Source organism: Mesorhizobium sp. WSM4845 (genome assembly GCF_055811455.1).
In genome coordinates, this window is the sequence record NZ_JBVVQA010000007.1 from 107,494 (window position 1) to 132,686 (window position 25,193).

Genomic DNA, 25,193 nt, shown 5'->3' on the forward strand with positions numbered 1-25,193 from the left:
TAGCTGAAGATTCGGAAGTGCGGCGTCGCCGGATCGTCAAGCAGATTTAAGATCGGGGAGAGCCATTTATGGCGAAGGCGGACGCGTGGGGCGCGCCCGGAGGGACGGGTTTTGAGCAGCGTGAGGCGGGAAGCGACGGTCTCGCCGGCAATGCGCGGCTGATCGCCGAACCCGCCTACCGACGGCTTCTGGCAGCCGAGCCATTGCTGCGCCGATCGATACCGGCCCTCATCATCATTTTCCTGATTGTCATCGCGGCACTGCGGTTCCTGTCGCTGATGCACGAGCGCGACGACGTGGAACGCGACGCCAAGGCGATCCTCTCGCTCGCGGCGGGCCAACTGGCCAGTTCGATCAGCGTCGATGCGAACATGGCCTCGACGCCTGGCGCGACGCAGGACTTGTTGGAGGGCATCAGCCGTCAGGGCGCCATGGGCCGAAGCCACGTGCTTGCGGTCACCGACAGCGCGTTCAAGATCGTTGCCGTGACACCGCAATCGACGGGCTGGGAAGGGCGGTCGCTCGACGCCATCGCCCAGGGCGGTCAACCGCTGTTCATGTTCGGCGACCGCGCCGGGGTGATGGAGGTCAGCATCGGCGGCCAGGACTGGTATGCCGCGGTGAGCCTGGCAAACGGCAGGAATGGTGCTGCCGCAGCGCTCGTCCCGCAGGATGCGGTCTTCGACACGTGGCGCAAGACCGTTTCGCTCAACGTCACGCTGTTCGTGCTGACGGCCGGCGTGCTGATCATCGTCCTCTATGCCTATTTCGGCCAGGCGGCGCGCGCCCAGACCGCCGACCGCATCTATCTCGAAGCGCACCAGCGCATCGACATGGCGCTGGTGCGCGGCCGCTGCGGCCTGTGGGACTGGGACATGGTGCGCGGCAAGATGTACTGGTCGCGTTCGATGTACGACATGCTGGGCTATGAGCCCTGCGACACGATGCTGTCGTTCGGCGAGGTCGACGGGATCATCCATCCCGAGGACGGCGACCTATTCCAACTCGCCAACAGGATCGTCGCACGAGAGATCGACCACATCGACCAAGTGTTCCGGATGCGCCACGCCGACGGACAATGGGTGTGGATGCGCGCAAGAGCGCAGGTGATCGACCCGGAAGCGCCGGAGATCCAGTTGATCGGCATCGCCGTCGACGTCACCGAGCAGCGGCATTTGGCGCTGCGCTCCGAGGCCGCGGATCTTCGCCTGCGAACGGCCATCGAAAACATCAACGAATCCTTCGTGCTCTGGGATTCGGCCCAGCGCCTGATCATGTGCAATTCCAAGTACCAGCAGGACAACGGCCTGTCGGATCGCGACGTGATGCCGGGCGCCTCGCGCGCCGTTCTCGAAGATCGCATGCTTGCCTTCGCCTCGGAGCGCCGGCTTGCCAACACCAACGGGCAGCAAGGCGGCGTGACCTTCGAGCGGCAGCTTGCCGATGGCCGCTGGCTGCAGGTGAACGAATTACGGACCAGGGACGGCGGCACCGTCTCGGTCGGCTCCGACATCACCCAGATCAAGCTGCACCAGGAGAAGCTGGTCGACAGCGAGCGCCGGCTGATGGCGACGATCCACGATCTCAGCCTTGCCCGCCGGGCAGAGGAAGAGCGGTCGCGCGAACTGGTCGAGCTCAATCACAAATACATGAAGGAAACCGAGCGCGCCGAGGCCGCGAACCGGGCCAAATCCGAGTTCCTGGCCAACATGTCGCATGAATTGCGCACGCCGCTCAACGCGATCATCGGCTTCTCCGAACTGATGGAACAGGCGCTGTTCGGGCCCCTGGGTTCGCCGCGCTACGAGGAATACGCCACCGACATCAACGGCAGCGGCAAATATCTTCTGGGCGTCATCAACGACATCCTCGACATGTCGAAGATCGAGGCCGGCCAGTTCTCGATGGATCAGGAGGAGATCGACCTCTGCCCGCTGATGCGGGAAACGGTGCGCGTCATCTCGCTGCAGGCGGCGGAAAAGTCGATCACCGTCGAAACACGCATCCCCGATTCGCTGACGCTGTTCGCCGACCGCCGGGCGATCAAGCAGATCATCATCAACCTGCTGTCGAATGCGGTGAAGTTCACCGGCCAGGGCGGCCGCATTGCGGTAAGGGCCCGCAACACCTCCAGCGCTCTGGTGCTGACGATCGAAGACAATGGCTGCGGCATCCCGAAGGAGGCGCTGAGCAAGCTCGGGCGGCCGTTCGAGCAGGTGCAGAACCAGTTTTCCAAGAGCCATGCCGGTTCCGGCCTTGGCCTTGCCATCTCACGCTCGTTGGCCGAGCTTCAGGGCGGCGCCTTGAAAATCCGCTCCACCGAAGGCACCGGCACGATCGTGTCGGTGCGCATTCCGACCAGGAAGCCGACGCAGCCAGTCAGGGCCGCCGCCTGACTAGTGAATAGTGAATAGTGAAATAGTCAGTAGTGAATATCTAATTCCATTCACCATTCACTACTCACTACTCATTCACACGAAGCAAAAAGCCAAAATCCTTCCTGACATTTTGCGACGTCTCCTTGAGGTGCGCTTCCAGCACCCCGAAATCCGGCAGGTCGGTGACCGCCAGTAGCAGATCCGAAAGCCCCGGCGGAACGTCGTCGCGTTCGAATACGCCGGTGAGGCAGAGCCGCGTCATCTGGGTCAGCGCCAGATAGAGCGCATAGGCATCGCAAAGCTCCTGCCTGATCTGCGCCTTGGCGAAATCCGGTGCCAGCCTCGACAGCACGTCCGCCGTCCCGGTGACCCGGCGGCCGGCTTCGACCTTTCCCGTGATCACCGCCACCTGCGCGATGAATTCGAGATCGATGAGACCACCCGGGATCAGCTTGATGTCCCAGAGATCGCGCGGCGGTTTTTCCTTCTCGATCATCGCGCGCATCTCGGCCGCCTCGGCCATCACCTTGGCGCTGTCGCGCGGCAGGGCAAGCACCTGTGCCACTTCGGTCTCGACCTCGGCGCATAGCGCTTGATCGCCGCCGATCGCGCGGGCCCTCGACAGCGCCATATGCTCCCAGGTCCAGGCATCCTTGCGCTGGTACTTCTTGAAGGCATCGACATGGGTCGCCACCGGCCCCTTGTTGCCGGACGGCCGCAAGCGAAGGTCGAGTTCGTAGAGAACGCCCTCGGCGGTCGGCGCGGACACCGCAGCGATCAGCCGCTGCGTCATCCTGGCGTAATAGTGCGACGGGGCGAGCGGCTTGTCGCCATCGGATTCTTCGGCATCGGCGTCGTGATCATAGAGCAGGATGAGGTCGACGTCTGAGCCGGCCGTCAATTCGCGGCTGCCGAGCTTGCCCATGCCGAGCAGCGCAACCGTGCCTCCGGCGATGCGACCGTGGCGTAGCGCGAACTCGGCGATGACCGCCCGCAGCGCCGCGTCGATGGTGAGATCGGCCAGATCGGAAAAGGCACGGCCGGCGCGCGCCGGATCGATCGAGCCGGCAAGCAGCCTGACACCGATCAGGAATTTTTGCTCGGACGCAAAGATGCGCAAGCGGTCGAGCACGTCCTCATAGGCCCTGTCGCCCTCGAGGAACGCGGCGAGACGGCCGGACAGATAGGCGCGATCCGGCAGTTCGGTCAAAAGGGCCGGATCAAGCAGGCCGTCAAACACGTGCGGCCGACGTGTGATGATGGCGGCCAGCCGGGGCGCCGCGCCCATGATGGTCGCCAGCAGCTTCAGCAGAGCCGGATTGGAGTGGAGCAGCGAGAACAGCTGAATGCCGGCGGGCAGACCGGCAAGGAATTCGTCGAAGCGTATCAACGCCTCGTCCGCGCGGCGCGTCTGGCCGAAGGATTGCAGCAGCGCCGGCGTCAGTTCGGTCAACCGCTCGCGCGCCTCGGCTGACTGGGTGACGCGATAGCGGCCGAAATGCCAGCCGCGGATGACGCGGCAGATGTCGCTCGCCCGCTGGAATCCCAATCTCTGCAGGGTCTGCAACGTATCGGGGTCGTCGACATCGCCGGTAAAGACCAGATTGCCGATGCCCGCCGAAAGCTCGGGCGCGGTCTCGAAAAGCGCTGCGTAGTGGCGTTCGACCTGATGGAGTGCGGCGCGGAACGCCTCGGCAAAGGTCGCCGCATCGGCAAAACCGAGCAGGCGAGCAATGCGTTCGAGCCCTTCGTCATCGTCCGGCAGTATGTGGATCTGCTCGTCGGCGACCATCTGAACGGCGTGCTCGACGCGGCGCAGGAGCCAGTACTGCCTTGTGAGCGTATCGCGCGCATCGGCAGTGATCCAGCCGCGTGCCGCAAGCTGGCCAAGCATCGGCACCGTCTCGCGGCCGCGCAGTTCGGGGAAGCGGCCGCCGGCGATGAGCTGCTGAGTCTGGACGAAGAACTCGATCTCGCGGATGCCGCCGCGGCCGAGCTTGACGTTGTGGCCCTTCACCGCGATCTCGCCAAGACCCTTGTGGGCATGGATCTGGCGCTTGATCGAATGGACGTCGGCGATCGCCGCATAGTCCATGTATTTGCGCCAGATGTAGGGCTGGAGCTCCTTCAGGAACGCAGTGCCGGCGGCGACATCGCCGGCCACCGGACGCGCCTTGATCATTGCGGCCCTCTCCCAGTTCTGGCCCCGCGCCTCGTAGTAGCGCAGCGCCGCCTCGACCGGGATCGCCAGCGGCGTCGAACCGGGGTCGGGACGAAGCCTGAGGTCGGTGCGGAAAACATAGCCGTGTTCGGTGCGGTCCTGGAGCATGCGGACCAGCCGGCGGGTCAGGCGCGAAAACAGCTCCGTCGCATCGAGCGGATCGACGTCTGCTGGCGCTTGCGGGTCGAAGAAAACGACGAGGTCGATGTCGGAGGAGAAGTTCAGCTCATGCGCGCCAAGCTTGCCCATGCCGAGCAGGATCCAGCCCGACCGGCGCGCCGGATCCTCGAGATCCGGCAGTTTGAGCTTGCCTTGTCGGTGCGCGTCGCGAAGCAGGAAGTCGACGGCAGCGCGGGTGCAGGCGTCGGCAAGATCGCTCAGCCGCCGTACTGTGATTGCAGTTTCGGCCTCGCCTGCAAGATCGGCCAGCGCGATCAGGACATGCGCTTCCGCTTTCCATTGCCGCAACTCCATCATCAGGCCGTTTTCAGAGATGGCTTCCGCCCGCGCGGCCTTGCCGATGGCGGCGCCGATCGACGCCAGCCGCGCCTCGACGGTCTCATCGAAAAGCGCATCCAGGATCTGCGGGCGGCGGCGCACCGTGTCGCGCAGGAACGGCGACAGGTCGAAGACTGCCGCGAGGAACTCCTGGACGGCGCCCTCGCCGGCCAGGAATTTCGCCAGCACGGCAAGCCCCTCTTCCTGCGCTGCGGAAGCGATCTCCGACAATTCCCGCCGGGCTCGGTTCTGATCCAGAGGCACGAGCCTTGCCGCCGGCTTCAGAAGCCAGTTGGTGTGTTCCGCAGCCGCCTTCACCGCCATCAGCGATCCTCCCGTTCGGGAAAACTCATGACGACGGATAATCCAGGATTGGCGGGCAGGAGATCAAGCCGCCCTTTGTGGAATGTCATGATCGCCTTGGCGAGGCTGAGGCCGAGACCGGAACCCGGCTGCGAGCGGCTCTTCTCCAGCCGCACGAAACGCTCGGTCGCCCTGGCGCGATCGGCATCGTCGGGAATGCCCTGGCCGTTGTCGGTGACGGAAAGCCTGATTTCGCTGCCGACGCGATCGAGCGCCACGCGAACGGTCGGCTTGGCTGTCGAGTCGGTCGAATATTTGATCGCGTTGTCGACGATGTTCGATAGCGCCTGGCCGATCAGCTCGCGATTGCCTTCAACGGCGAAGCCATCCTGCACCGAGGTCTCGAGTGTCACTCCCGCCTCCTCCGCCACCGGCTCGTGGAGCTCGACGACATCGCGGACGGAAGCAGCCAGATCAACCCGGCTGGTGATTTCTGAGGAATAGCCCGCCTCCAGCCTTGAGATCATCAGGATGGCGTTGAACGTCTTTATCAGATGGTCGGACTCGGCGATGGTCGCTTCCAGCGCCTGCCGGTAGTCGGCGGAGTTGTGCTTGCCGGAGAGCGTCGCCTCGGCGCGGTTGCGCAGCCTGGTCAGCGGTGTCTTCAGATCGTGGGCGATGTTGTCGGAGACCTGCTTCAGCCCTTCATTCAGCGTCGCGATCCTGGCCAGCATGGAATTGAGATTTTCGGAGAGCCGATCGAACTCGTCGCCGGCCCCGGTGACCGGCAGCCGGCCGGAAAGGTCGCCGCCCAAGATGCGGCGACTGGCCTGCGACACCGAGTCGATGCGCTTAAGCGCCGCGCGGCCGACGAAGAACCAGATCAAAATTCCGCCAAGCGCCATCATGCCGAGCGCCAACGTCAAGGCGCGGCGGATGACGGCGCGGAACCGCTCAGGCTCGCCGAGATCGCGGCCGACCAGCATGATCATCTGGTTCGGCAGGCGCAGCACCAAGGCAATGGCGTTGTGGCCCTTCTCGCCTTCGACCTGGACTTCGCTCTGGCTGGGTTCGTTCGGGTCGGCGATCGGGTTGCGTTGCCGCTCGAGCTCGCCCTCGCCAAAGCGCCGGTAGGAAAACGGCTCCGTCGTCCAGCCCTCGGCCTCGAGAACGCCGGGTTCCAGGCTCTGCACGTTTCCGGTCAGGATCTGGCCGTTGGCATCGGCGATCAAATAGAGATTGGCGCCGGGCTGGCGTGAGCGCTGCTCGACCACGCGGACCAGCAGCGGCAAGCCGCCGCGCTGATAGACCCGGGCGAGGCCGAGCACCTCGTCGTTGATGGTCTCCTGCGTCTGGCCGGTCAGCATGCGCGCCGACAGCGAGGTCATGTAGAAGACGAGCAGCACCGCACAGATGGCGAACAGCAGGAGATAGAGCGCCGAAAGCCGCGCTGCCGTCGTCTTCATGATGGCCGGCATGGAAAGAGCCATGCTAGCCGCTCTTGAGCATATAGCCGGCGCCACGAACCGTGTGCAGGATGGGCTTGTCGAAGCCCTTCTCGATCTTGCCGCGCAGCCGCGAGACGTGAACGTCGATGACGTTGGTCTGCGGATCGAAATGATAATCCCAGACATTTTCCAGCAGCATGGTGCGCGTCACCACCTGGCCGGCATGGCGCATCAGATATTCCAGCAGGCGGAACTCGCGCGGCTGCAGCGTAATCTCGCGGGCCGCGCGCCGTACCGAATGCGACAGCCTGTCGAGTTCGAGATCGCCGACCCGGTAAACGGTTTCGGCCTCCCTGGCGCTGGCGCGGCGGTTCAGCACCTCGACCCGGGCCAGCAGCTCGGAAAAGGCATAGGGCTTGGTCAGATAGTCGTCGCTGCCGGCGCGCAAGCCGGTGACCCGGTCGTCGACTTCGCCGAGCGCCGACAGGATCAGCACCGGCGTAGTCTTGCCTCGGGATCTAAGACCGGCGATGACCGACAGGCCGTCGCGGCGCGGCAGCATGCGGTCGACCACCATCACGTCATAGTCGCCGGAGTCAGCGAGCGCGAAGCCGGTTTCGCCGTCGCCGGCGACATGGGCGGTATGTCCGGCCTCGGTAAAGGCTTTCTGGAGGTAATCGGCCGCTTCGCGATCGTCTTCTATGACGAGAATCTTCATGGGACCGTTATACGCGATTTCGCTGGAAGAATGAGTGGCCGGCATAGACATCTTGGCCTCGAGGTGCATCGCGAACAAAGTGATTCAAGAGCGAGCAGTAAGCCTCTGTTTTATAATGTTATCGGCGTCGAGCCGCCGCATCCTCGGATTTGGGCGAGATGCTCTGTTGTTTGAGCATGTCGTCATCCCAAAACCGCTTCACACTTTTGGGCGACATGCTTTTTTGTTGCGTGAGCATATCGTCATGCTTCTGTTCGAGCGGCAGCGGGCGATGGGAGCCCGCTGCCGCTGGGCCGGAACACGATGACTGACTAACGTATTCAAGCCCCGTGCTTCCCATGCTACGGCTCGGGTGTTTGAAACCGCCGCATCGGAAGAGTCTGGAACGTCAGCCCTTGGCGACAGGCAGCGCGACGAAGCGGTTGCTGTCGTCGCGGGTGATCTGCATCAACACCGCCTTGCGGCCCGACTTCACCGCGTCGGCCATGGCCTTGGCGACGTCCTCGGTGCCATTGACCTCCGTCGAATTGACCGAGGTGATGACATCGCCGGGCTGGATCCCGCGATCGGCGGCATCGCTGTCGGGATCGACATCGGTCACCACAAGCCCTTTGCCATCGTCGGACCTGGTGACGGTGAGACCGAGGTCGGCCAGCGTATCGGCCTTTGGCGGAGCCGAAGGCTGCTGGTCGGCCGAAGCCTGCTTGTCACTCGAAGGCAGCGTGCCGAGGTCGACCTTGACCGTTTCACTCTTGCCGTCACGCCACAGCGTGACGTCGACCGGCTTGCCGGGCGGGTAGGCGCCGATCAGGCGGGCGAGTTCCTTCGGCGAAGCGACGTCCTTGCCGTCCACCTGAGTGATAACGTCACCAGCCGATATGCCGGCCTCCTTGCCGGGACCATCGTCCTGGACGCTGGAAACGAGAGCGCCCTTATCGGACTTCAGCCCGAGCGATTCGGCGATTTCGGAGGTGACCGGCTGGATCTCGACGCCAAGCCAGCCGCGCTGGACGGTGCCGTCCTTCATCAGATCCTGAACGACCTGTTTGGCGGTCGAGGCGGGAATGTCGAAGGCAATGCCGACACTGCCGCCGGACGGCGAGAAGATCGCGGTGTTGATGCCGACGACCTGGCCGTTGAGGTTGAAGGTCGGGCCACCCGAATTGCCGCGGTTCACCGAGGCATCGATCTGGATGAAATCATCATAAGGACCGGCGCCGATGTCGCGACCACGGGCCGAGACGATGCCGGCAGTGACTGTGCCGCCGAGGCCGAACGGATTGCCGACGGCCACCACCCAGTCGCCGACGCGAACCTTTGAATCGTCGGCGAAGTCGACATAGGTGAACTTGCCGTCGCCTTCGACCTTGAGCACTGCGAGATCGGTGCGCGGATCTGTGCCGACCAACTTGGCGTCGAGTTCCTTGCCGTCATGCATCACCACCGTGAAGGACGAGCCCTCTCCGACGACATGGTTGTTGGTGACGAGGTAGCCATCCTCGGAGATGAAGAAGCCGGACCCTTGAGCGACCGGCCGTGGCTGGCGGTCACCGCGTCCGAAACGTCGCATTCCATCCCGGCCATCCTGATCGCCAAAGCCACGGAACTCCCTGAAGAAGCGGCGCAATTGCGGATCGTCGGGGAGATTGCCGAAGGCGTCGGGAAGATCGGAGCCATCGTCGGCGGTCGATTCTATCTTGGCTTTGACGCGGACACTGACGACCGCCGGCGAAACGCGCTCGACCACGTCGGCGAAGCTCGGTACTTGAGGCGCCTCGACACGCACGGCCTCGGCCAGGACGGGGGCTGTCCCGGTGGCAACCGCGCCGAAGCCGATCGCGCCGGCAATGGCCACTGATGCGGCGGCAGCCATCAGGCGTTTGCGGGTGCGGGAATGTGAATTGGGGGCAATATTCATGGGTCTCGTATCCTCTTTCAAGGGATGCGCTTCGGTCGGCATCCTCGGCCAAGAGAAATAGAGGCGCGCACATTACGGCGCCATTTCCAGTGCATGAAACTTTGGTAATGTTTGCGGGCACAAACGCCTTGGTTGTGCCCGCCCGTTGCCCTATGTTGTACACAGTTGAGCACAAGGCTTTCACCATGACCGCAAGCGCCACCATGACGATTCGGGTTTCGTCCGAAACCAAGCTGAAGCTGGAGCGGATCGCCGCCGACACGCGGCGCAGCAAATCCTTCCTCGCGGCCGAGGCGATATTGGCCTATGTCGATCGCGAGCTTGAGATCATCGAAGGCATCAAACGCGGCATGGCCGACGCGGCAGCCGGCCGTGTCGTGCCGCACGACGAAGCCATGACGGAAATCGACGCCATCGAAGCATCGGAAGCCAGGCGCGCGGACAAGGCGTGAAGCGGTTCGTCACCTGGTCGCGAGAAGCGCTGGACGACATCAAACAGCAAATCGGCTTCATCGCGCGGGACAATTCAGCCGCCGCCAGACGCCTTGCGGTTCGCATTCGTGATGCGGGCCGCGGTCTTGGCGACATGGCGACGGGCCGGCCTGGCCGAGTAACAGGTACCTATGAGAAGCCGATCAGCCGCCTGCCCTATGTCATTGCCTATGAGCTGCGGCCGATCGCCGGGCGTGAGAGCGTCGTTATCTTGCACGTCATTTACACGTCCCGGGACTGGCCGCCGGAGGAATGGCGAATTAGTTATTCAGCACCTTGTCCAACGCTGCCTTCTCCTCGGCGGTGAGCATGGCCGCAGGCGCCGATCGGCGCGACCGGGCGGTCAGCACGATGAAAATCCCGCCGGCAAGCAGCAGAAGGACCGGCGTGCCCCACAACAGCGCATTGCGCAGGCTGAAGCGCGGCTTCAACAGCACGAACTCGCCGTAGCGGGAAACGATGTAGTCGATTACCTGCCGGTCGGTATCGCCGGCGACCAGGCGCTGGCGCACCAGCACGCGCAGGTCGCGGGCAAGGTCGGCATCGGATTCGTCGATCGACTGGTTCTGGCAAACCATGCAGCGCAGCTCTTCCGAAAGCGTCCGCGCCCGCGCCTCGAGCGCCGGGTCGGCCAGAACCTCGTCCGGCTTCACCGCAAGTGCGGCGCCGGCAAACAACAGCGTCAGCAGCAGGATCAGGGAGGCCAGTGAAGTTTTTCTTGCGGTCATGGCAGGCTCGCCGAAGGCATGGCGCCCGCCGACTTGCGGCGGCGGGACGGTGCGCCGACGCGCAGCCGCCGGTCCATCAGCGACATCGCAGCGCCTGCCATCATGACAAGGGCGCCGCCCCAGATCAGCGTCACCAGCGGCTTCCACCACAGCCGCACCACGACGGAGCCGTCGGTCGCCTCATCGCCAAGCGAGAGGTAGAGCTGGCTGAAACCGATCGTCTTGATACCGGACTCGGTCGTCGTCATCTGCCGGACCGGATAGGAGCGCTTGGACGAGGTGATCACGGCGGTGGTGCTTCCATCACCGCCGAGCAGGGCGAAGCGGCCGCGATCCTCGCTGTAGTTAGGCCCCTGGGCCGGATAGAGCCCTTCGAAGCGCAGTGTCTGGCCGGACAGTTGCACGGTCTCGCCGGCACGCATCGACAGGATCTTCTCGGTGCCGAAGCAAAGCGTGCCGACAATGCCCAGCGTCGTCAGCCCAAGACCGAGATGGGCGAGCGCGGTGCCGAAGACCGAACGCGGCAGGCCGGCGAAGCGCCTGAACATGATGCCGGGCGCGACACTGCCAAAGCCGGACTTGACGGCAATATCGGTGAGCGCGCCGCAGATCAGCCAGAAGGCCAGGCCGACGCCAAGTGCAGCGAACACCGACGAGCCGTCGATGAACAAGGCCGTCACCAGCACGGCCAGAAGCCCGGCGGCGAAGGCCGCCATCAGCCGCTGGGCGACGGCGAAAATGTCGCCGCGCTTCCAGGCCAGCAGCGGCCCGAACGGAACCGCGACCAGGAGCGGCACCATCAGCGGGCCGAACGTCAGGTTGAAGAACGGCGCGCCGACCGAAATCTTGTCGGCCGAAACGGCCTCGACGACCAGCGGATAGAGCGTGCCGATCAGCACGGTGGCGGTGGCCGTGGTCAGGAACAGATTGTTGAGGACCAGCGCCCCTTCGCGCGAGATCGGATGAAACAGGCCGCCGGCCGTCAACCTCGAGGCGCGAAAGGCGAACAACGCCAGTGATCCGCCGATGAACAGTGTCAGGATGCAGAGAATGAACACGCCGCGCGTTGGATCGGTGGCGAAGGCGTGGACGGAGGTGAGCACGCCGGAGCGCACCAGGAAGGTGCCGAGCAGCGACAGCGAGAAGGTCAGGATCGCCAGCAACAGCGTCCAGATCTTCAGGGCCGAGCGCTTTTCCATGACGATCGCCGAATGGAGCAGCGCGGTGCCGGCCAGCCAAGGCATGAACGAGGCGTTCTCGACCGGATCCCAGAACCAGAAACCGCCCCAGCCAAGTTCGTAATAGGCCCAGTAGGAACCCATGGCGATGCCGCCGGTCAGGAACATCCAGGCGACCAGCGTCCATGGCCGCACCCAGCGCGCCCAGGACGCGTCGATGCGGCCTTCGATGAGGGCGGCGACCGAGAAGGAAAAGCAGATCGAGAAGCCGACATAGCCGAGATAGAGCAGCGGCGGATGGATGGCGAGGCCGAGATCCTGCAGGATCGGGTTGAGATCGCGGCCCTCGATCGGCGCCGGATTGAGCCTGGCGAACGGGTTGGACGTCGCCAGGATGAACAGCAAGAAGGTGGCGCCGACCGCGCCCTGCACGGCCAGCACGTTGGCTCGAAGGGTCGCTGGAAGATTGCTGCCGAAAGCAGCGACGAGCGCCCCGAAGAAGCTCAGGATCAGCACCCAGAGCAGCATCGAGCCCTCGTGATTGCCCCAGGTGCCGGTGATCTTGTAGATCAGCGGCTGCAGCGAATGCGAGTTGTCCCAGACGTTGGCCACCGAAAAGTCGGACGTCGCATAGGCCGTCGCCAGCGCCGCGAAGGACAGAGCGGTCAAGGCGAAGCCGGTCACCGCGACCGGACCGCCGACGGCCATCATCTTCTGGCTGTTGATACGCGCGCCGAACAGCGGCACCAGCGCCTGCACCAAAGACAGCGCGAACGCCAGGACCAGCGCGAAATGTCCGGTTTCAACCATTGTGGCCAAGCCCGCCAGGTTTTTGTCTTGCCGCAGGGTCTTGCCGCAAAATCGTGGGAACCCTCGGGTCAAGCCCGAGGGCAGGCTTTTGCGGAACCTGCTTAGTCACTTTTTGCTCTCCTGCCACACGCCCCTGGACTTGAGGCCGTCAGCCACCTCCTTGGGCATGTAGTTCTCGTCGTGCTTGGCCAGGACGCTGTCGGCGACGAAGACGCCGTCCGGGCGAAAAATGCCTTCAGTGATGACGCCCTGCTCCTCGCGGAAAAGGTCGGGAAGAATCCCGGTGTAGGTGACCTTGACCTGCTTCTGGTTGTCGGTCACCGAAAAAGCGACGGTGGTCCCCTGACCGCGCTCGATCGTGCCTTTTTCGACGAGGCCGCCGAGCCTGATACGCTGCCCGGGCTGCAGGCTGGCGGTGGTCAGATCGGCGGGCATGTAGAAGTAGGAGGCCTTCTGGCCGAGCGCATAGAAGGTCAGGCCGGTGGCGGCACCGAGGAAGGCCAACCCTCCGGCGATCACCGACAGTCTTTTCTGCTTGCGCGTCATTTCTTACTCCGTCGCCGTCAGGCCAAGCGAGGCGGCAAAGGCGGTGAATTTCTTCGCTTCGTCACTATCGGAGCCAAAAACGGCGATACCGCGATTGAGCGCGTCGCGCGCCTGATCGGCCTTGCCCAGCACGACATAGGAACGAATAAGCTGCATCCATCCTTCCACATCGCGCGGGTTTTGCCGCAGTTTTTCGTCAAGCCCCGCAACCATGGTGTTGATCATCGCTTCCCTATCCTGCGGCGACATCGACGAGGCGGCGTCGACATCCCCGGCGTTCGGGCCTTTTGCAGGCACTCCCGAAGCGACGCTGCGCCTGGCGGTTTCGGCCAGTGCCTGCGCGACGGCGCCGCGCCAGGGCGAGTCCTGCGGCAAGGCCGCGAGCATTTTCTGCCAGCCGGCCGTCGCCTCCTCGATGCGGCCTTCCTGCGCCATGCCCATCGCCAGATAAAAGCTGGCCTTCGGAGTCGCCGGATCGAGCTTCAGCGCCGCCTCGAAGGCTGCCTGGGCATCGGCCGAGACAATGCCGCCCGCTTCGCTGGCGATCGCCTCGCCGAGGCCGGCCTGGCGGGCTGCGCTGTCGCCGTCGAGGCGAATGGCGTTGCGGTACGCCGTCACTGCGTCGGAGAACCGCTGCATGCGCAGATAGATTGGCGCCAGGACGTCCCAACCCCTGCCATCGGACGGGTTGGCGGCAAGGTGGGCCTCGGCGCGTGCCACCAGTTCGTCGACCGAACTGTCGGCGGGATTCTTGGCCAGTCGCTCGCTGAGCGGCTGCGACGGCAGATCGGGCGAGCCGAGTTGGCTGTACAAGCCCCAGCTGACCAGCGGAACCGCCAGGACCGCAGCCGTCGCGACCAGCCTGGTCGCCATCGACGGCTGCCGCGCCGCTGCCTTGTCGGCGGCATTGTCGAGGCGAAGGATGCGGCGGGCGATCTCCGCACGCGCCTCTTCGGCCTCGGCCGGCTGGATCAGGCCACGCGCCACGTCGCGGTCAAGCTCGGACAGCTGGTCGCGATAGACTTCAAGGTCATGATCGCTGCTCGCCGAACCACCCTTCGGGCCGCCGGCCAGCGGCAGCAGAACCGCCAGGCTTGCACCCAGCGTGAGAATGGCGGCTATGACCCAGAACAGCATGCTTCTTCCAATAACGGCAGAGCCCTGCCCTGCCAACACAGGCGTCCTGCGACGCTTTGACGGCAGATGCGTCGCATGTCCTTGATTGATGTCAACCGGGCCTTAAGCGCGTCGCGATCGACCGACGTAATGCGACGCGCCTTAGGTAGTTGTTTTCATGCATGTCGTCATCGCAAAACCGCCCATCCCGGGGCAGGTCGCGAGGGCACGCTTTTGCGCGAATTCTTGTTTTTATGCATGTCGTTATCGCAAAACCGCTGCACACTTTTGCGCGACATGCATTATCCGGCCGGTCGTTACGTCAGCGGCGTCCAGCTGCCATCGGCGTTGCGGCAAGCGGTTCCGCGCGCGGTGGCGCCGGCGGCGCCGGTGAACACCGTATGGGTGTATTGTCGGCAGTCCTGCGAGCCGACGCGATAGGGCTGGGCGGGCACGACTTCACCGTAATGCGCCGACCGATCGCTCTTCCACGTCACCTTCTGGCTGCTCGCCGTGTACTCGAGCGCCCTGTATTCCGCCTCCAGCGCCTTTCGCTTTTCGGGGCCGCTCAAGCCGGTACCGATCGATCCGCTGACGAGGCCGCCGCCCATGGCGGAAATGACCGTCGTCGCGATCTTGCCGTCACTTGGCGGCGTTGCGGCCGGCTGCGGCGCCACCGTGGGGCCAGGGCTGCTGCCCAGCGTCGTGCAGCCGGAAACGGCCAGCAGTACGGAAACGAGCGCGACGCGAATCTTCATGCCAACAACCGGTCTCTTGAGTTAAAGCTGGGGGCCGCGCCATCGGGGAAGTCGGCGTGGCCATAGTGTCGATGTTTGTCGGAAATTTGGCCGCGGCCGACGGCTCCGGGACCAGTCGACATGCCGCCATATCACGCACCGTCGATCAATGTCGACTGGCCCAGCAAAAAGCATAGGCCTAGTGAAGGCTCCGCAATCGAACCACCGCCTTCAACCCGCCCATGCTGGACCGTTCCAGAGCCAGAACGCCTCCGTATTCGTTGACGAGGTCGGCGACAATGGCAAGTCCAAGCCCGGTGCCCGGCCTTGTCTCGTCGAGACGCCGTCCGCGCTTCAGCGCCTCGCGTGCCTTGTCTTCTGGAATGCCCGGGCCGTCATCCTCGATGCTGATCTCGAACAGGATGACAGCACCCTCCTTGCCGGAGCCAGTCTTCTTGCCGGGAATTGGCGCCACCGATACCGCGACCGCGCTCTTTGCCCATTTCATGGCGTTGTCGAGCAAATTGCCAAGCAATTCTTCCAGATCCTCGCGTTCGCCGGCAAAGACGATATCGACTGCCGGCAGCGACAGTGAGAGGTCGGTCTGCGGATTGAGTTTTTGCAGCACGCGCACCATGCGCTGGACCAGCGGCGCCACCGGCGTGCGGTAGACGACGCTGTCGCGTTGCGCCGCAACCCGGGCGCGCTGCAGATAATGGTCGATCTGCTTCTGCATCGAGGCGGCCTGTTCGGCTATGAGCTGGCCCTTGGCGCCGCCGAGCGCCCGTCCCTCGTTGATCAGCACTGCCAGCGGCGTCTTCAGCGAATGGGCGAGGTTGCCGACCTGCGTCCGCGAGCGCTCGACGATACGCTTGTTGTTTTCGATCAACGCGTTGGTCTCGTTGGCGAGCGGCTCGATCTCGGCGGGGAAGCGACCGTCGAGCTTTTGTGCGGTTCCTTCGCGCACCATGGCGAGAGCGTCCCTGACCCGGCGCAATGGCTGCAGGCCCAGCAGGATGGCGATGGCGTTGATGGCGATCATGCCGACGCCGAACAGCGAAAGATAGGTCAGCAGGCGACGCTGAAAGGCGCTTATCTCCTGCTCGAGCTCGGTCCGGTTGCCCATGACGCGGAAGCGCGCTGCGCGATTTTTCGCGTCGAGAACGAACTCGCTCTCGAACACTTCCAGTTCCTCGCCATCGATGCCTTCTGTCGTATAGCTGCGCTGGAAGCTGGCATTGAAAGGAACCTCGGCGACGCTTGGCGACAGGATCGCCTTGGTCATCGAGGAGGAGTGCAACTCACCACTCACGCCTTCCGACGCAGGCTCCACCGACCAGTACCAGCCGGAATTCGGCTCCGAGAACCGAAGGTCGCCCAGGTCGGGAGCGCCGGTCAGCGAACCGCCTTCGGACACGCCGACCGAGCCGATCAGATTGAACAGATGCGCCGACAGCAGGCTGTCGAAACCGCGCTCGCTCGCCTGGCGATAAAGGGTTGTGATCAGCGTGAAGATGACAATCAGAGTGAGTATCGCCCAGACCGTGGAAAAGGCGATCACCCGGAACGCCAGCGACCGCGGCCCGAACCGCAGTGAAAGCGGCGTCCTTGCAGTCTGTTTGAGCGGTTCCGCCTTACGCCTCCGGCTCACGCATTCGATAGCCCATGCCGCGAACGGTTTCTATCATGTCGATGCCCATCTTCTTGCGAAGCCGCCCGACAAAGACCTCGATTGTGTTGGAATCGCGGTCGAAATCCTGATCGTAAAGGTGCTCGACCAACTCGGTTCGGGACACGACCTCGCCCATATGGTGCATCAGATAGGCAAGCAGGCGAAATTCGTGCGACGTCAGCTTCAACGGCACGCCGTCGACATCGGCCTTGGAGGCTTTGGTGTCGAGCCGCAGCGGCCCGCAGGTCAGCTCGGACGACGCATGGCCGGCCGCGCGCCGGATGAGCGCTCGGACCCTGGCCAGCACCTCTTCGATGTGGAACGGCTTGGTGACATAATCGTCGGCGCCGGCGTCGATGCCGGATACCTTGTCGCTCCAGCGATCGCGCGCCGTCAAAATCAGGACCGGCATCTTGCGGCCGCCGCGCCGCCAGCGTTCGACCACGCTGATGCCGTCCATCTGCGGCAAGCCGATGTCGAGCACCACGGCGTCATAGGGCTCGGTGTCGCCGAGGAAATGCCCTTCCTCACCGTCGAAAGCCCGGTCGACAACATAGCCGGCATCGACCAGCGCGTCTGATATCTGCCGGTTCAGATCCTTGTCATCTTCGACGACGAGTACGCGCATGCGGGAATCATACCCAGTTGAAGAATCGGCCTGTTGAAAAATCGGCCTGTTGAGGAGCTGGACGTCAGATATAGGCCGATTCCAGCGCCTGGGATACGGCAGGCATCAGTTCAGCGGAACGACGATCTCCGTGCGGCGCGGACGCTGCCCATCCTTGCCCGGAACCAGCACGACGATGACGCAGACCGGCTGGCCACCGCGCGTCGACTGCGACGCCTTGGCCAGCGTGCCGCCATTCTGCTCGGCGACCTGCTGACCGATCGCGTAGCAGTCGGAGGCGGCCAGGACGATCGGCCGGTTCTGCTCGGGCACGACGACCGGCAGCGCCGTCGCCTGCGAAGCAAACAGACCGGCGGCGCAGAGAGCAAGTGTCGCGGTTGGGAAGTGGGAGCGAAGCGTTTTCATGATCAGCGTCCTAACGCATCGGTGCTGAACGTGATATGAACATTGCCTGCAACACATGCCTGTCTCACCCCCTGAAATGCGACACAACCAACCCCGGTGATTTGGCCGCCCCAACCCGGCAAATCCAGGCGCCAGTCTAGACTGTGTTGCAGCCTTATTGAAAGCGCGTCAGGCGTTTTCTTCCGTCACGGCAAGAAAGCGCAGCAGCCCGTGACAGGCTGAAAGATCCTGGTCGTAACGGACCTCGGTGAATTCGAGCCTGAGTTTGACGCGGTGATGCTCGTCGAGCGCGAGCGCCGCATCCTGGAGGCGGGCGCTGACCATGTCCATCACGTCGAGCATTTCTTTCCTGGCCTCGGATTTCGACCAGAAATGCAGAGTGAAAAGCTGCTCGGCGTCTTTCTCCCTGCCTGTTACCCAATCATAGACGCTGGTCCGGCCGAACGTCACATAGGGAAACGGGATGTTTTCCGGGACATGGTCGAATAGTTTTGCGCCGCCCAGCGCCGCTGACAGGGAACCGTCAGCGTCCAGCGCCTGGAACAAGGCCTTCTGCAACGCGGCAGCCGGCGCGGTCATTGTTTTCTCCCTCGCCCGTCGCGGCTGAACAGGCCTTTGTGCCGTCAACGATTCGTGCTTGCAGCGTAGCCGCGTTGAGGTTGCTGCGCCAGATCAGGGGGATCTCAGGTGGCTACCCACACCTTTCATTTGACATGCAAGGCGTTTGAAAAACGGTGCTATTGAGTGTTTGTTTCTCCAGACCTTCGAGGTGTTTTCGTGCGCGAGCCATCGCTGCTGCCTGTTTTCGGAAAGCTTGGGATCAAGACGCCAGTCGTCGTTGCGGCGGCGCCGACCATGTCGAAAAGCATTAAGAACATTGTGCCCCGCATGCGGGAGGTTCTGTCTTCATACGGAGGCCTAGCCTTGAAGCTGTTCGTCGTCGTTTGGACGGTCCTGTCCTGGCGGCAGTGCTCTACATCACGCAGGCCTGACCAATCGCATTCATCGATCGGGGGCGGAAACGAAACGGATGCCGGAATGGCAAACCGCTACGCTCTGCGCATGGAGCATCCGCACAGCTGGACCGTCTTCGATGGCTTCACCGGCCAGCCCGTCGAGCTTAAGCACCAGGTCTTGGTTGGCATGAACACGCGCGATGCAGACGCGATGGTCGGATCGGCTGAACAGCCGAGACGTCAAGCGACGGGCAAAGGCGGAGAGCAAGCCCTGATCCTGCCGCTAGGTTCACTCGGCACATTCGTGCGCCTGGATCGGATCTGGCGCGTTGGCCCTGAACGCGATGACGTTCGGGATTTAACGAAAATCGGCCGCCGTCAGCACATATATGCTCTTGCGGGTCCGGTCATAGGCATTCCTGGCGGCGTCGTGGATGGAGCTGGAAGCCGTATCGAAGGCGGCGAGATAGGTGGCTTCTGCAGTTGGTGTCCCTGACTCTGCCTTCGAGATGGCATCCGTGGCGACGGAGAAGGAAATCTGGAACATGCCGTCATGGCCGACGAAGCGGATGCGTTTGCCCGCCTCGTCGTAGCTGCGGCTTCGATTGGGAAATGTCAGGCTCATGACTTGACCTCCGTTGATGCAACGTCTGCTTTCTTGATCGCCCGCGACGCCCGCTTTTTCTTGGGGGCGACGGGATTGAGGGCCTCCGCGGCGCGGTCGGCCTCTTCCTTGGCCAGCCGCAACGCCCGCAATCTTGCCGTCTTAATGGTCCTGGCCTTGGCCTCTGAAACATATTCGGCCGTTGCCTGATTGCGTTCCGCGGTTTTCTTCTGCTTCTCCATGAAGCGCGCTTCGGCTTTTTCCATGATGTTCTGGCTAACTTCCGCCATCGATTAAAACCTCCTTTTGGCTGCAATGATGAAAATGATTTTCTCGCTTAAAATGGTCACTCGATGTGGAAAAATCAAATTCTGACCTATTTTTGATCGAGCAAATTTCTGAAGCGAAAAGGCAAAATAATACTATTCAATGTTTTACGGCGGCCAACGAATATTTTTTGGCACTCCTATCTATCGAGTGCCAACGCGCCTATAGAAGGGAGCGGCCGCCTAAGCCGGCCCCAGAAAGAAGTTTCCATGAAATTCCGGCCACTCCACGATCGCGTCGTCATTCGGCGCGCCGAAAGCGACACCACATCCAAGGGCGGCATCATCATCCCCGACAATGCCAAGGAAAAGCCGCAGGAAGGCGAAGTGACCGCCGTCGGGCCGGGCGCGCGTGACGAAAGCGGCGCGCTGATCGCGCTCGATGTCAAGGCCGGCGACCTCATCCTGTTCGGCAAATGGTCCGGCACCGAGGTCAAGATTGACGGAGAGGACCTTCTGATCATGAAGGAGGCCGACATCATGGGCATCATCGACAAGAGCGAGATGGGCATCATCGAGAAGACCGGGGCTGCCAAGAAGGCCGCCTGATTGGAGCGCCGCGCGTCTTGGACGCGCAAAGGACGCTCCAAATTTTTGATTCAGGCGGTGCTGACAGCGCCCTGCCGCAACCAACCGAACTGGAAAAATCATGTCTGCCAAGGAAATCAAATTCTCCACCGATGCGCGTGACCGCATGCTGCGTGGTGTCGAAATCCTCAACAACGCCGTCAAGGTGACGCTCGGCCCCAAGGGCCGCAACGTCGTCATTGACAAGGCCTATGGCGCACCGCGCATCACCAAGGACGGGGTGGCGGTAGCCAAGGAAATCGAGCTTTCCGACAAGTTCGAGAACATGGGCGCGCAGATGGTGCGCGAAGTGGCGTCGAAGACCAACGATCTTGCCGGCGACGGCACCACCACCGCCACGGTGCTTGCCGCTTCCATCTTGCGCGAGGGCGCCAAATTCGTTGCCGCCGGCATGAACCCGATGGACCTCAAGCGCGGCATCGACCTTGCCGTTACCGCTGTCGTCAAGGAAATCCAGGCACGCGCCAAGAAGGTCAAATCTTCCGGTGAAATTGCGCAGGTCGGCACCATTGCAGCCAATGGCGACACCACCGTCGGCGCCATGATCGCCAAGGCGATGGACAAGGTCGGCAATGACGGCGTCATCACCGTCGAGGAAGCCAAGACCGCCGACACCGAACTCGACGTCGTCGAGGGCATGCAGTTCGACCGCGGCTATCTCTCGCCCTATTTCGTCACCAATGCCGAGAAGATGCGCGCCGAGCTGGAGGACCCTTACGTCCTCATCCATGAAAAGAAGCTCGGCAATCTGCAGGCGATGCTGCCGATCCTCGAAGCCGTGGTGCAAAGCGGCAAGCCGCTGCTGATCATCTCCGAGGACGTCGAAGGCGAAGCGCTGGCGACGCTGGTCGTCAACAAATTGCGCGGCGGACTCAAGGTTGCGGCCGTCAAGGCGCCGGGCTTCGGTGACCGCCGCAAGTCGATGCTGGAAGACATCGCGGTGCTCACCGCCGGCCAGGTGATTTCGGAGGACCTCGGCATCAAGCTCGAAAACATCACCATCGACATGCTAGGCCGCGCCAAGCGCGTGCTGATCGAAAAGGACACGACGACGATCATCGACGGCGCCGGCGAGAAGGCCACGATCCAGGCGCGTGTCCAGCAGATCAAGGGGCAGATCGAGGAAACCACTTCCGACTACGACAAGGAGAAGCTGCAGGAGCGGCTGGCCAAGCTCGCCGGCGGCGTCGCGGTCATTCGCGTCGGCGGCGCGACCGAGTCCGAGGTCAAGGAAAAGAAGGACCGCATCGACGATGCGCTGAACGCCACGCGCGCGGCAGTGGAAGAAGGCATCGTTCCCGGCGGCGGTGTCGCGCTGCTGCGCGCCAAGGCCGTGCTGAACGGGCTGACCGGAGCCAATGCCGATGTGACGGCGGGCATTTCGATCGTGTCGAGAGCGCTCGAAGCGCCAATCCGCCAGATCGCTGAGAACTCCGGCGTCGAAGGTTCGATCGTTGTCGGCAGGCTCACGGACAGCAAGGATCACAATCAGGGCTTCGACGCCCAGAACGAGACCTATGTCGACATGATCAAGGCCGGCATCGTCGATCCCGCAAAGGTGGTGCGGACCGCGTTGCAGGATGCCGGGTCGATCGCGGCGCTGCTGATCACCGCGGAAGCCATGATCACCGACATTCCGGCAAAAGACACTGCGCCTTCGGCCGGCATGGGCGGCTACTGACCACCCCTCCCGTAAATAGGCCTGCAAGGCCTGGCCCCAGCAAGGCCGGGCGACCGATCCCAACATCAACCAGGAAGGAACTGTCCGTGGCCACACAAAGCAGCAAGCCATCTCTCGCGCGTCGATGGGAAGATTACCAGCCGGCCAAATCCACGCTTTTGTGGGCATGCGCTGCAACCTTCGTCGCCACGCTGATCATCGGTTTCAACTGGGGCGGCTGGGTGACCGGCGGCACCTCGCGCGCGCTGGCGGCCACCGCCGGCGATACGGCGCGCGGCGAACTGGCCTCGGCGGTCTGCGTCGATCGCTTCAATACGGCGCCCGACGCGGCCGCCAAACTTGTCGAGTTCAAGGCCATAACTGACAGCTACAAGAAGCGGCAGTTCATCGAGACGGGCGGCTGGGCGACCATGCCCGGAAAAACCTCGCCCGACAGGCTGGGTGCGCAAAGCTGCGCGGTCGCTCTCGCCACCTAACATCTTCGACCGCTCGGAGAGAACGTGCTCTTGACGAGAGCCCGAAAGACAGCCGCCGGGGCATCCTCCGGCGCGCAGCCGTCGGCAAGGAGATCGATCCATGATTGCATTCGTCCCGAAGCCAAATGCTGTAGTAAAGACCAAAGTGGCCGAGGAAAGCCGCTTCGATCGCATTCGCAGACTCGCCGCCGACAAGCACAGGAAAGCCGATGCCGGCACGATCCGCCGCGACCCGCAGAAGGCAGGCGACAAGCGCCCCATGTAACGCGCGCTTGCTGAACTACATCACGAGACCGGTGCTGCGCCACCCTCTTCCGTGCGCCGCGCAATGAATTCGTCGAGAACACCTGATGTGGCAGCGGCGCAAGCCGGCGGCCGAAAATCGGCCAGCAGCCGTTTCCAGATGCCGGTGGCGCGCTCCGTGGCGGTTCTTGACCCGGCCTCAGTCCAGTTGCCGAAATTCGACCAGTCGGCGACCAGCGGTTCGTAGAAAGCGGTGCGGTAGCGCGCCATTGTGTGCCCGGCCGAGAAGAAATGCCCGCCCGGCTGCACTTCAGCGATGGCCTCGAAGCCGATCGCGGCCTCGTCGCCGGGCGTCGCCGCGCAGAGTTCCGCGATGGTCTGCAGCGCCTCGATGTCGGTGATCAGCTTCTCGAACGAGACGCTCAACCCGCCTTCGAGCCAGCCGGCAGCATGGATGCAGACCGTCGCGCCGGCGAGCACCGAACCCCACAGCGCGAACTGCGTTTCGTGGGCTGCCTGCGCGTCCGAAATGTTGGCGGCACTGCCGCCGCCGGACCGCCAGGGAAGGCCGGTGAAGCGTGCAAGCTGACCGGCGCCGAGCGTCGCCTTGACGTGCTCCGGCGTGCCGAAGGCCGGCGCCCCGGACTTCATGTCGACATTGGAGGAGAAGGAGCCATAGACGACCGGCGCGCCCGGCCGCACGATCTGGGCCAGCGTCAGCCCGGCCAGCGCTTCGGCGTGCTGCAGCGTCAGCGCGCCGGCCACGGTGATCGGCGCCATGGCGCCGGCCAGGCAGAAGGGCGTGATGATCAGCACCTGCCCCGCCTTGGCAAAGTCGATGATGCCTTGCGCCATCGGAATGTCGAGTTGACGCGGCGAGTTGGTGTTGATGACGGTGTAGCAATGAGCGCCCGAACGGAATTCGTCCTCGGACAAGCCGCGCGCCAGCCGCAGCATCTCGAAGCCGTCCTCGACCTGCGACGTGCCGCGCGCGAAGACGAACGGCAGTTTGTCGGAGAGCGTCAACTGCGCGCGGTTGACGGCATAATGGCGGAAGCGGTTGTCGATGTCCTGCGGCTCGATGCAAGGTCCCAGCATGTGCAGCACGTCGAAATGCTGCACCAGGCGGATGAGATCCTCGAAAGCGGCAAGCGTTCCCGGCCGCCGGCCGTGCTCCAGATCGGTGACGTTCGGCGCCCCGGATCCTGCCAGGAACGTCATTGAGCCGAGTTCGAGCGTCAGGTCGCGGGCACGGACACCGGCATGGACGCGGATCGATTTCGGCGCCGAGCCCAGCGCCGCCGCGACGATGTCGCGGCCGATGCGCACCATCTGGCTGTCCTCGTCGACCAGCGCGCCGGCACGAGCAAGAATGGCGCGCGCCTCCGGCAGCAGCACCTTGGCGCCGAGTTGCTCGAGCACGCGCAGCGCCGTGTCGTGGATCGCGGCGACCTGGTCGGCCGAAAAGATCGGCTGCGGCAGGAACGGGTTCTTCAGCGAACGATAGTCCGGCCGGCGGCTGGTCTCGCTGCCGGCCTCGCCGGTTCGTCCGCGCCTGCGTTCGCGCCTGAGGTTGCGTGCTGCGTCATCGACCATGGCGGATGCTCCTCGTTGCCGTATTGCCCTGTCTTGCGGATCGTAGGGAGGAGCCGCGATGACGCGCGTCGGCCGCTCGGCCCAGTTCGTTGAGGCAGGCAGGATACTTGCGCTGTACATATGTGTCTAGTACGGTTGTATGCAGTTCGCCCTCACGCCTATTGTGCGGCCATGACCATGATTTCTCCGCAGCACGAGCCGGCGCCCGGCAACATCAAGGTGACGCGCCGGGACTGGATCAATCTTGCACTCCAGACACTGATTTCAGACGGCATCGAAAGCGTGCGCGTGCTGCCGCTCGGCCAGAAGCTCGGCGTATCGCGCTCAAGCTTCTACTGGTATTTCGAGAGCCGTCAGGACCTGCTCGACCAGTTGCTTGCCCATTGGCGGGACACCAACACCAAGTCGATCGTCGAACGCGCGCAGCGGCCGGCCGAAAGCATCATCATGGGGGTCATGAACGTGTTCGAATGCTGGGCCGACGAGCGCCTGTTCGATCCCAGGCTCGACTTCGCCATCCGGGAATGGGCGCGTCGCTCCGACGACGTGCGCCGGGCCATCGACCAGGCCGACAATGACCGACTGGGCGCGATCCGCGACATGTATCGCCGGCATGGCTACGGCGAAGAGGATGCCTTCATCCGCGCCCGTGTGCTCTACTACATGCAGATCGGCTATTATGTGCTCGACCTCAAGGAACCGGTCGAGGCGAGAGTCAGTCATCTCGCCGCCTATCTGCGCAGTTTCACCGGCCAGGAGCCAAGCGATGCCGACGTGGCGCATTTCATGCGCTTTATCGCGGCGCGTTAAGTGAGTGCGAGGTGGCAGAGGTGGCAGGCCCGACCCTGGTATCAACAAACTGTACCGCGAAAGCCCCCCTCACCCTTGTGAGCGAGGCCAAAATGGACAAATAGTCTGGTATGAGTG

At 63.4% G+C, this 25,193-nt stretch carries 25 protein-coding genes; 8 read left to right on the forward strand and 17 right to left on the reverse strand.

Annotated elements, in window-relative coordinates; translation table 11 throughout:
- Nucleotides 1–68 precede the first annotated feature (68 nt).
- Nucleotides 69–2,396 (forward strand): PAS domain-containing sensor histidine kinase, encoded by a 2,328-nt coding sequence (locus AC0L2C_RS10775; protein ID WP_287052499.1) that lies wholly within the window; start codon nucleotides 69–71, stop codon nucleotides 2,394–2,396.
- Nucleotides 2,397–2,463: 67 nt separating this feature from the next.
- Here AC0L2C_RS10775 and AC0L2C_RS10780 read toward each other — a convergent pair whose 3' ends face one another.
- The 4 genes from AC0L2C_RS10780 to AC0L2C_RS10795 all read right to left on the reverse strand — a co-directional run bounded on the left by AC0L2C_RS10780 (nucleotide 2,464) and on the right by AC0L2C_RS10795 (nucleotide 9,484).
- Nucleotides 2,464–5,421 carry a bifunctional [glutamine synthetase] adenylyltransferase/[glutamine synthetase]-adenylyl-L-tyrosine phosphorylase gene (locus AC0L2C_RS10780; RefSeq protein WP_287258526.1) on the reverse strand — a complete coding sequence of 986 codons (2,958 nt, stop codon included), beginning with the start codon at nucleotides 5,419–5,421 and terminating at the stop codon, nucleotides 2,464–2,466.
- A complete protein-coding gene (locus AC0L2C_RS10785; protein WP_473523337.1) occupies nucleotides 5,421–6,890 on the reverse strand; it encodes a sensor histidine kinase in 1,470 nt (489 codons plus the stop codon). Before AC0L2C_RS10785 ends, AC0L2C_RS10780 begins: the two co-directional genes overlap by 1 nt.
- Before the next feature lies 1 nt (nucleotide 6,891).
- A complete protein-coding gene (locus tag AC0L2C_RS10790) occupies nucleotides 6,892–7,566 on the reverse strand; it encodes a response regulator transcription factor (protein WP_288142156.1) in 675 nt (224 codons plus the stop codon).
- 388 nt (nucleotides 7,567–7,954) lie between these two features.
- Nucleotides 7,955–9,484, reverse strand: coding sequence for a DegQ family serine endoprotease (locus tag AC0L2C_RS10795; protein WP_128247451.1), 1,530 nt, complete (start codon nucleotides 9,482–9,484; stop codon nucleotides 7,955–7,957).
- Nucleotides 9,485–9,669: 185 nt separating this feature from the next.
- Between AC0L2C_RS10795 and AC0L2C_RS10800 the strand changes: the two genes are divergently transcribed.
- Both AC0L2C_RS10800 and AC0L2C_RS10805 read left to right on the forward strand, forming a co-directional pair.
- Complete coding sequence (locus AC0L2C_RS10800) at nucleotides 9,670–9,936, forward strand: CopG family ribbon-helix-helix protein (protein ID WP_473523338.1); 267 nt, start codon at nucleotides 9,670–9,672, stop codon at nucleotides 9,934–9,936.
- Nucleotides 9,933–10,283, forward strand: a complete 351-nt coding sequence (locus tag AC0L2C_RS10805; RefSeq protein WP_128247452.1) for a type II toxin-antitoxin system RelE/ParE family toxin — start codon at nucleotides 9,933–9,935, stop codon at nucleotides 10,281–10,283. The genes AC0L2C_RS10800 and AC0L2C_RS10805 overlap by 4 nt, the downstream gene beginning before the upstream one ends.
- Here AC0L2C_RS10805 and AC0L2C_RS10810 read toward each other — a convergent pair.
- The 12 genes from AC0L2C_RS10810 to AC0L2C_RS10865 form a co-directional block, all read right to left on the reverse strand.
- The gene (locus tag AC0L2C_RS10810; protein WP_128247453.1) at nucleotides 10,237–10,704 is read right to left on the reverse strand and encodes a cytochrome c-type biogenesis protein; all 468 of its coding nucleotides are present in this window, start codon (nucleotides 10,702–10,704) and stop codon (nucleotides 10,237–10,239) included. The genes AC0L2C_RS10805 and AC0L2C_RS10810 overlap by 47 nt on opposite strands.
- Nucleotides 10,701–12,692 (reverse strand): heme lyase CcmF/NrfE family subunit, encoded by a 1,992-nt coding sequence (locus tag AC0L2C_RS10815; RefSeq protein ID WP_473523339.1) that lies wholly within the window; start codon nucleotides 12,690–12,692, stop codon nucleotides 10,701–10,703. The genes AC0L2C_RS10810 and AC0L2C_RS10815 overlap by 4 nt, the downstream gene beginning before the upstream one ends.
- Before the next feature lie 105 nt (nucleotides 12,693–12,797).
- Nucleotides 12,798–13,238 (reverse strand): cytochrome c maturation protein CcmE, encoded by a 441-nt coding sequence (gene ccmE, locus AC0L2C_RS10820; RefSeq protein ID WP_023800816.1) that lies wholly within the window; start codon nucleotides 13,236–13,238, stop codon nucleotides 12,798–12,800.
- A 3-nt stretch (nucleotides 13,239–13,241) separates the two neighbouring features.
- Nucleotides 13,242–14,375 (reverse strand): c-type cytochrome biogenesis protein CcmI, encoded by a 1,134-nt coding sequence (gene ccmI / locus AC0L2C_RS10825; protein ID WP_128247456.1) that lies wholly within the window; start codon nucleotides 14,373–14,375, stop codon nucleotides 13,242–13,244.
- Between the two features lie 296 nt (nucleotides 14,376–14,671).
- On the reverse strand, nucleotides 14,672–15,112 hold the full coding sequence (locus AC0L2C_RS10830; RefSeq protein WP_128247457.1) for a hypothetical protein: 441 nt from the start codon (nucleotides 15,110–15,112) through the stop codon (nucleotides 14,672–14,674).
- Nucleotides 15,113–15,290: 178 nt separating this feature from the next.
- Nucleotides 15,291–16,742 (reverse strand): ATP-binding protein, encoded by a 1,452-nt coding sequence (locus AC0L2C_RS10835; protein WP_473516804.1) that lies wholly within the window; start codon nucleotides 16,740–16,742, stop codon nucleotides 15,291–15,293.
- Nucleotides 16,726–17,391: a response regulator transcription factor gene (locus AC0L2C_RS10840; protein ID WP_023800820.1), complete on the reverse strand. Its 666-nt coding sequence runs from the start codon at nucleotides 17,389–17,391 to the stop codon at nucleotides 16,726–16,728. The genes AC0L2C_RS10835 and AC0L2C_RS10840 overlap by 17 nt, the downstream gene beginning before the upstream one ends.
- Nucleotides 17,392–17,496: 105 nt before the next feature.
- Complete coding sequence (locus AC0L2C_RS10845) at nucleotides 17,497–17,796, reverse strand: hypothetical protein (protein ID WP_023800821.1); 300 nt, start codon at nucleotides 17,794–17,796, stop codon at nucleotides 17,497–17,499.
- Nucleotides 17,797–17,964: 168 nt separating this feature from the next.
- Entirely contained in the window at nucleotides 17,965–18,375 is a 411-nt protein-coding gene (locus AC0L2C_RS10850) for a DUF3168 domain-containing protein (protein ID WP_473523340.1), read from the reverse strand.
- A gap of 423 nt (nucleotides 18,376–18,798) precedes the next feature.
- Nucleotides 18,799–19,020, reverse strand: a complete 222-nt coding sequence (locus AC0L2C_RS10855) for a hypothetical protein (RefSeq protein ID WP_473523341.1) — start codon at nucleotides 19,018–19,020, stop codon at nucleotides 18,799–18,801.
- A gap of 90 nt (nucleotides 19,021–19,110) precedes the next feature.
- Nucleotides 19,111–19,377, reverse strand: a complete 267-nt coding sequence (locus tag AC0L2C_RS10860; protein ID WP_473523342.1) for a DUF1488 family protein — start codon at nucleotides 19,375–19,377, stop codon at nucleotides 19,111–19,113.
- The gene (locus AC0L2C_RS10865; RefSeq protein ID WP_027152776.1) at nucleotides 19,374–19,646 is read right to left on the reverse strand and encodes a hypothetical protein; all 273 of its coding nucleotides are present in this window, start codon (nucleotides 19,644–19,646) and stop codon (nucleotides 19,374–19,376) included. The genes AC0L2C_RS10860 and AC0L2C_RS10865 overlap by 4 nt, the downstream gene beginning before the upstream one ends.
- Before the next feature lie 246 nt (nucleotides 19,647–19,892).
- Between AC0L2C_RS10865 and AC0L2C_RS10870 the strand changes: the two genes are divergently transcribed.
- From AC0L2C_RS10870 to AC0L2C_RS10885, 4 genes are all read left to right on the forward strand, one after another.
- Nucleotides 19,893–20,231 carry a co-chaperone GroES gene (locus AC0L2C_RS10870; protein WP_473523343.1) on the forward strand — a complete coding sequence of 113 codons (339 nt, stop codon included), beginning with the start codon at nucleotides 19,893–19,895 and terminating at the stop codon, nucleotides 20,229–20,231.
- Nucleotides 20,232–20,331: 100 nt separating this feature from the next.
- Complete coding sequence (groL, locus tag AC0L2C_RS10875) at nucleotides 20,332–21,951, forward strand: chaperonin GroEL (RefSeq protein WP_236371803.1); 1,620 nt, start codon at nucleotides 20,332–20,334, stop codon at nucleotides 21,949–21,951.
- 86 nt (nucleotides 21,952–22,037) lie between these two features.
- Nucleotides 22,038–22,427 (forward strand): hypothetical protein, encoded by a 390-nt coding sequence (locus AC0L2C_RS10880; RefSeq protein ID WP_128184590.1) that lies wholly within the window; start codon nucleotides 22,038–22,040, stop codon nucleotides 22,425–22,427.
- 100 nt (nucleotides 22,428–22,527) lie between these two features.
- Complete coding sequence (locus AC0L2C_RS10885) at nucleotides 22,528–22,692, forward strand: hypothetical protein (RefSeq protein WP_167366301.1); 165 nt, start codon at nucleotides 22,528–22,530, stop codon at nucleotides 22,690–22,692.
- A gap of 20 nt (nucleotides 22,693–22,712) precedes the next feature.
- Here AC0L2C_RS10885 and AC0L2C_RS10890 read toward each other — a convergent pair whose 3' ends face one another.
- Entirely contained in the window at nucleotides 22,713–24,266 is a 1,554-nt protein-coding gene (locus tag AC0L2C_RS10890; RefSeq protein WP_473523344.1) for a trimethylamine methyltransferase family protein, read from the reverse strand.
- Between the two features lie 171 nt (nucleotides 24,267–24,437).
- Here AC0L2C_RS10890 and AC0L2C_RS10895 point away from each other — a divergent pair, with 171 nt between their 5' ends.
- Nucleotides 24,438–25,076: a TetR/AcrR family transcriptional regulator gene (locus AC0L2C_RS10895; protein WP_473523345.1), complete on the forward strand. Its 639-nt coding sequence runs from the start codon at nucleotides 24,438–24,440 to the stop codon at nucleotides 25,074–25,076.
- The last annotated feature ends 117 nt before the right edge of the window (nucleotides 25,077–25,193 follow it).

What these genes read in the sequence shown, in the direction of transcription:
- AC0L2C_RS10775 (WP_287052499.1), top strand. Translation starts at nt 69, where the DNA reads ATGGCGAAGGCGGACGCGTGGGGCGCGCCCGGAGGGACGGGTTTTGAG.
- AC0L2C_RS10780 (WP_287258526.1), bottom strand. Translation starts at nt 5,421, where the DNA reads ATGGCGGTGAAGGCGGCTGCGGAACACACCAACTGGCTTCTGAAGCCG.
- AC0L2C_RS10785 (WP_473523337.1), bottom strand. Translation starts at nt 6,890, where the DNA reads ATGGCTCTTTCCATGCCGGCCATCATGAAGACGACGGCAGCGCGGCTT.
- AC0L2C_RS10790 (WP_288142156.1), bottom strand. Translation starts at nt 7,566, where the DNA reads ATGAAGATTCTCGTCATAGAAGACGATCGCGAAGCGGCCGATTACCTC.
- AC0L2C_RS10795 (WP_128247451.1), bottom strand. Translation starts at nt 9,484, where the DNA reads ATGAATATTGCCCCCAATTCACATTCCCGCACCCGCAAACGCCTGATG.
- AC0L2C_RS10800 (WP_473523338.1), top strand. Translation starts at nt 9,670, where the DNA reads ATGACCGCAAGCGCCACCATGACGATTCGGGTTTCGTCCGAAACCAAG.
- AC0L2C_RS10810 (WP_128247453.1), bottom strand. Translation starts at nt 10,704, where the DNA reads ATGACCGCAAGAAAAACTTCACTGGCCTCCCTGATCCTGCTGCTGACG.
- AC0L2C_RS10815 (WP_473523339.1), bottom strand. Translation starts at nt 12,692, where the DNA reads ATGGTTGAAACCGGACATTTCGCGCTGGTCCTGGCGTTCGCGCTGTCT.
- ccmE (WP_023800816.1), bottom strand. Translation starts at nt 13,238, where the DNA reads ATGACGCGCAAGCAGAAAAGACTGTCGGTGATCGCCGGAGGGTTGGCC.
- ccmI (WP_128247456.1), bottom strand. Translation starts at nt 14,375, where the DNA reads ATGCTGTTCTGGGTCATAGCCGCCATTCTCACGCTGGGTGCAAGCCTG.
- AC0L2C_RS10830 (WP_128247457.1), bottom strand. Translation starts at nt 15,112, where the DNA reads ATGAAGATTCGCGTCGCGCTCGTTTCCGTACTGCTGGCCGTTTCCGGC.
- AC0L2C_RS10840 (WP_023800820.1), bottom strand. Translation starts at nt 17,391, where the DNA reads ATGCGCGTACTCGTCGTCGAAGATGACAAGGATCTGAACCGGCAGATA.
- AC0L2C_RS10845 (WP_023800821.1), bottom strand. Translation starts at nt 17,796, where the DNA reads ATGAAAACGCTTCGCTCCCACTTCCCAACCGCGACACTTGCTCTCTGC.
- AC0L2C_RS10850 (WP_473523340.1), bottom strand. Translation starts at nt 18,375, where the DNA reads ATGACCGCGCCGGCTGCCGCGTTGCAGAAGGCCTTGTTCCAGGCGCTG.
- AC0L2C_RS10860 (WP_473523342.1), bottom strand. Translation starts at nt 19,377, where the DNA reads ATGAGCCTGACATTTCCCAATCGAAGCCGCAGCTACGACGAGGCGGGC.
- AC0L2C_RS10865 (WP_027152776.1), bottom strand. Translation starts at nt 19,646, where the DNA reads ATGGCGGAAGTTAGCCAGAACATCATGGAAAAAGCCGAAGCGCGCTTC.
- AC0L2C_RS10870 (WP_473523343.1), top strand. Translation starts at nt 19,893, where the DNA reads ATGAAATTCCGGCCACTCCACGATCGCGTCGTCATTCGGCGCGCCGAA.
- groL (WP_236371803.1), top strand. Translation starts at nt 20,332, where the DNA reads ATGTCTGCCAAGGAAATCAAATTCTCCACCGATGCGCGTGACCGCATG.
- AC0L2C_RS10885 (WP_167366301.1), top strand. Translation starts at nt 22,528, where the DNA reads ATGATTGCATTCGTCCCGAAGCCAAATGCTGTAGTAAAGACCAAAGTG.
- AC0L2C_RS10890 (WP_473523344.1), bottom strand. Translation starts at nt 24,266, where the DNA reads ATGGTCGATGACGCAGCACGCAACCTCAGGCGCGAACGCAGGCGCGGA.
- AC0L2C_RS10895 (WP_473523345.1), top strand. Translation starts at nt 24,438, where the DNA reads ATGACCATGATTTCTCCGCAGCACGAGCCGGCGCCCGGCAACATCAAG.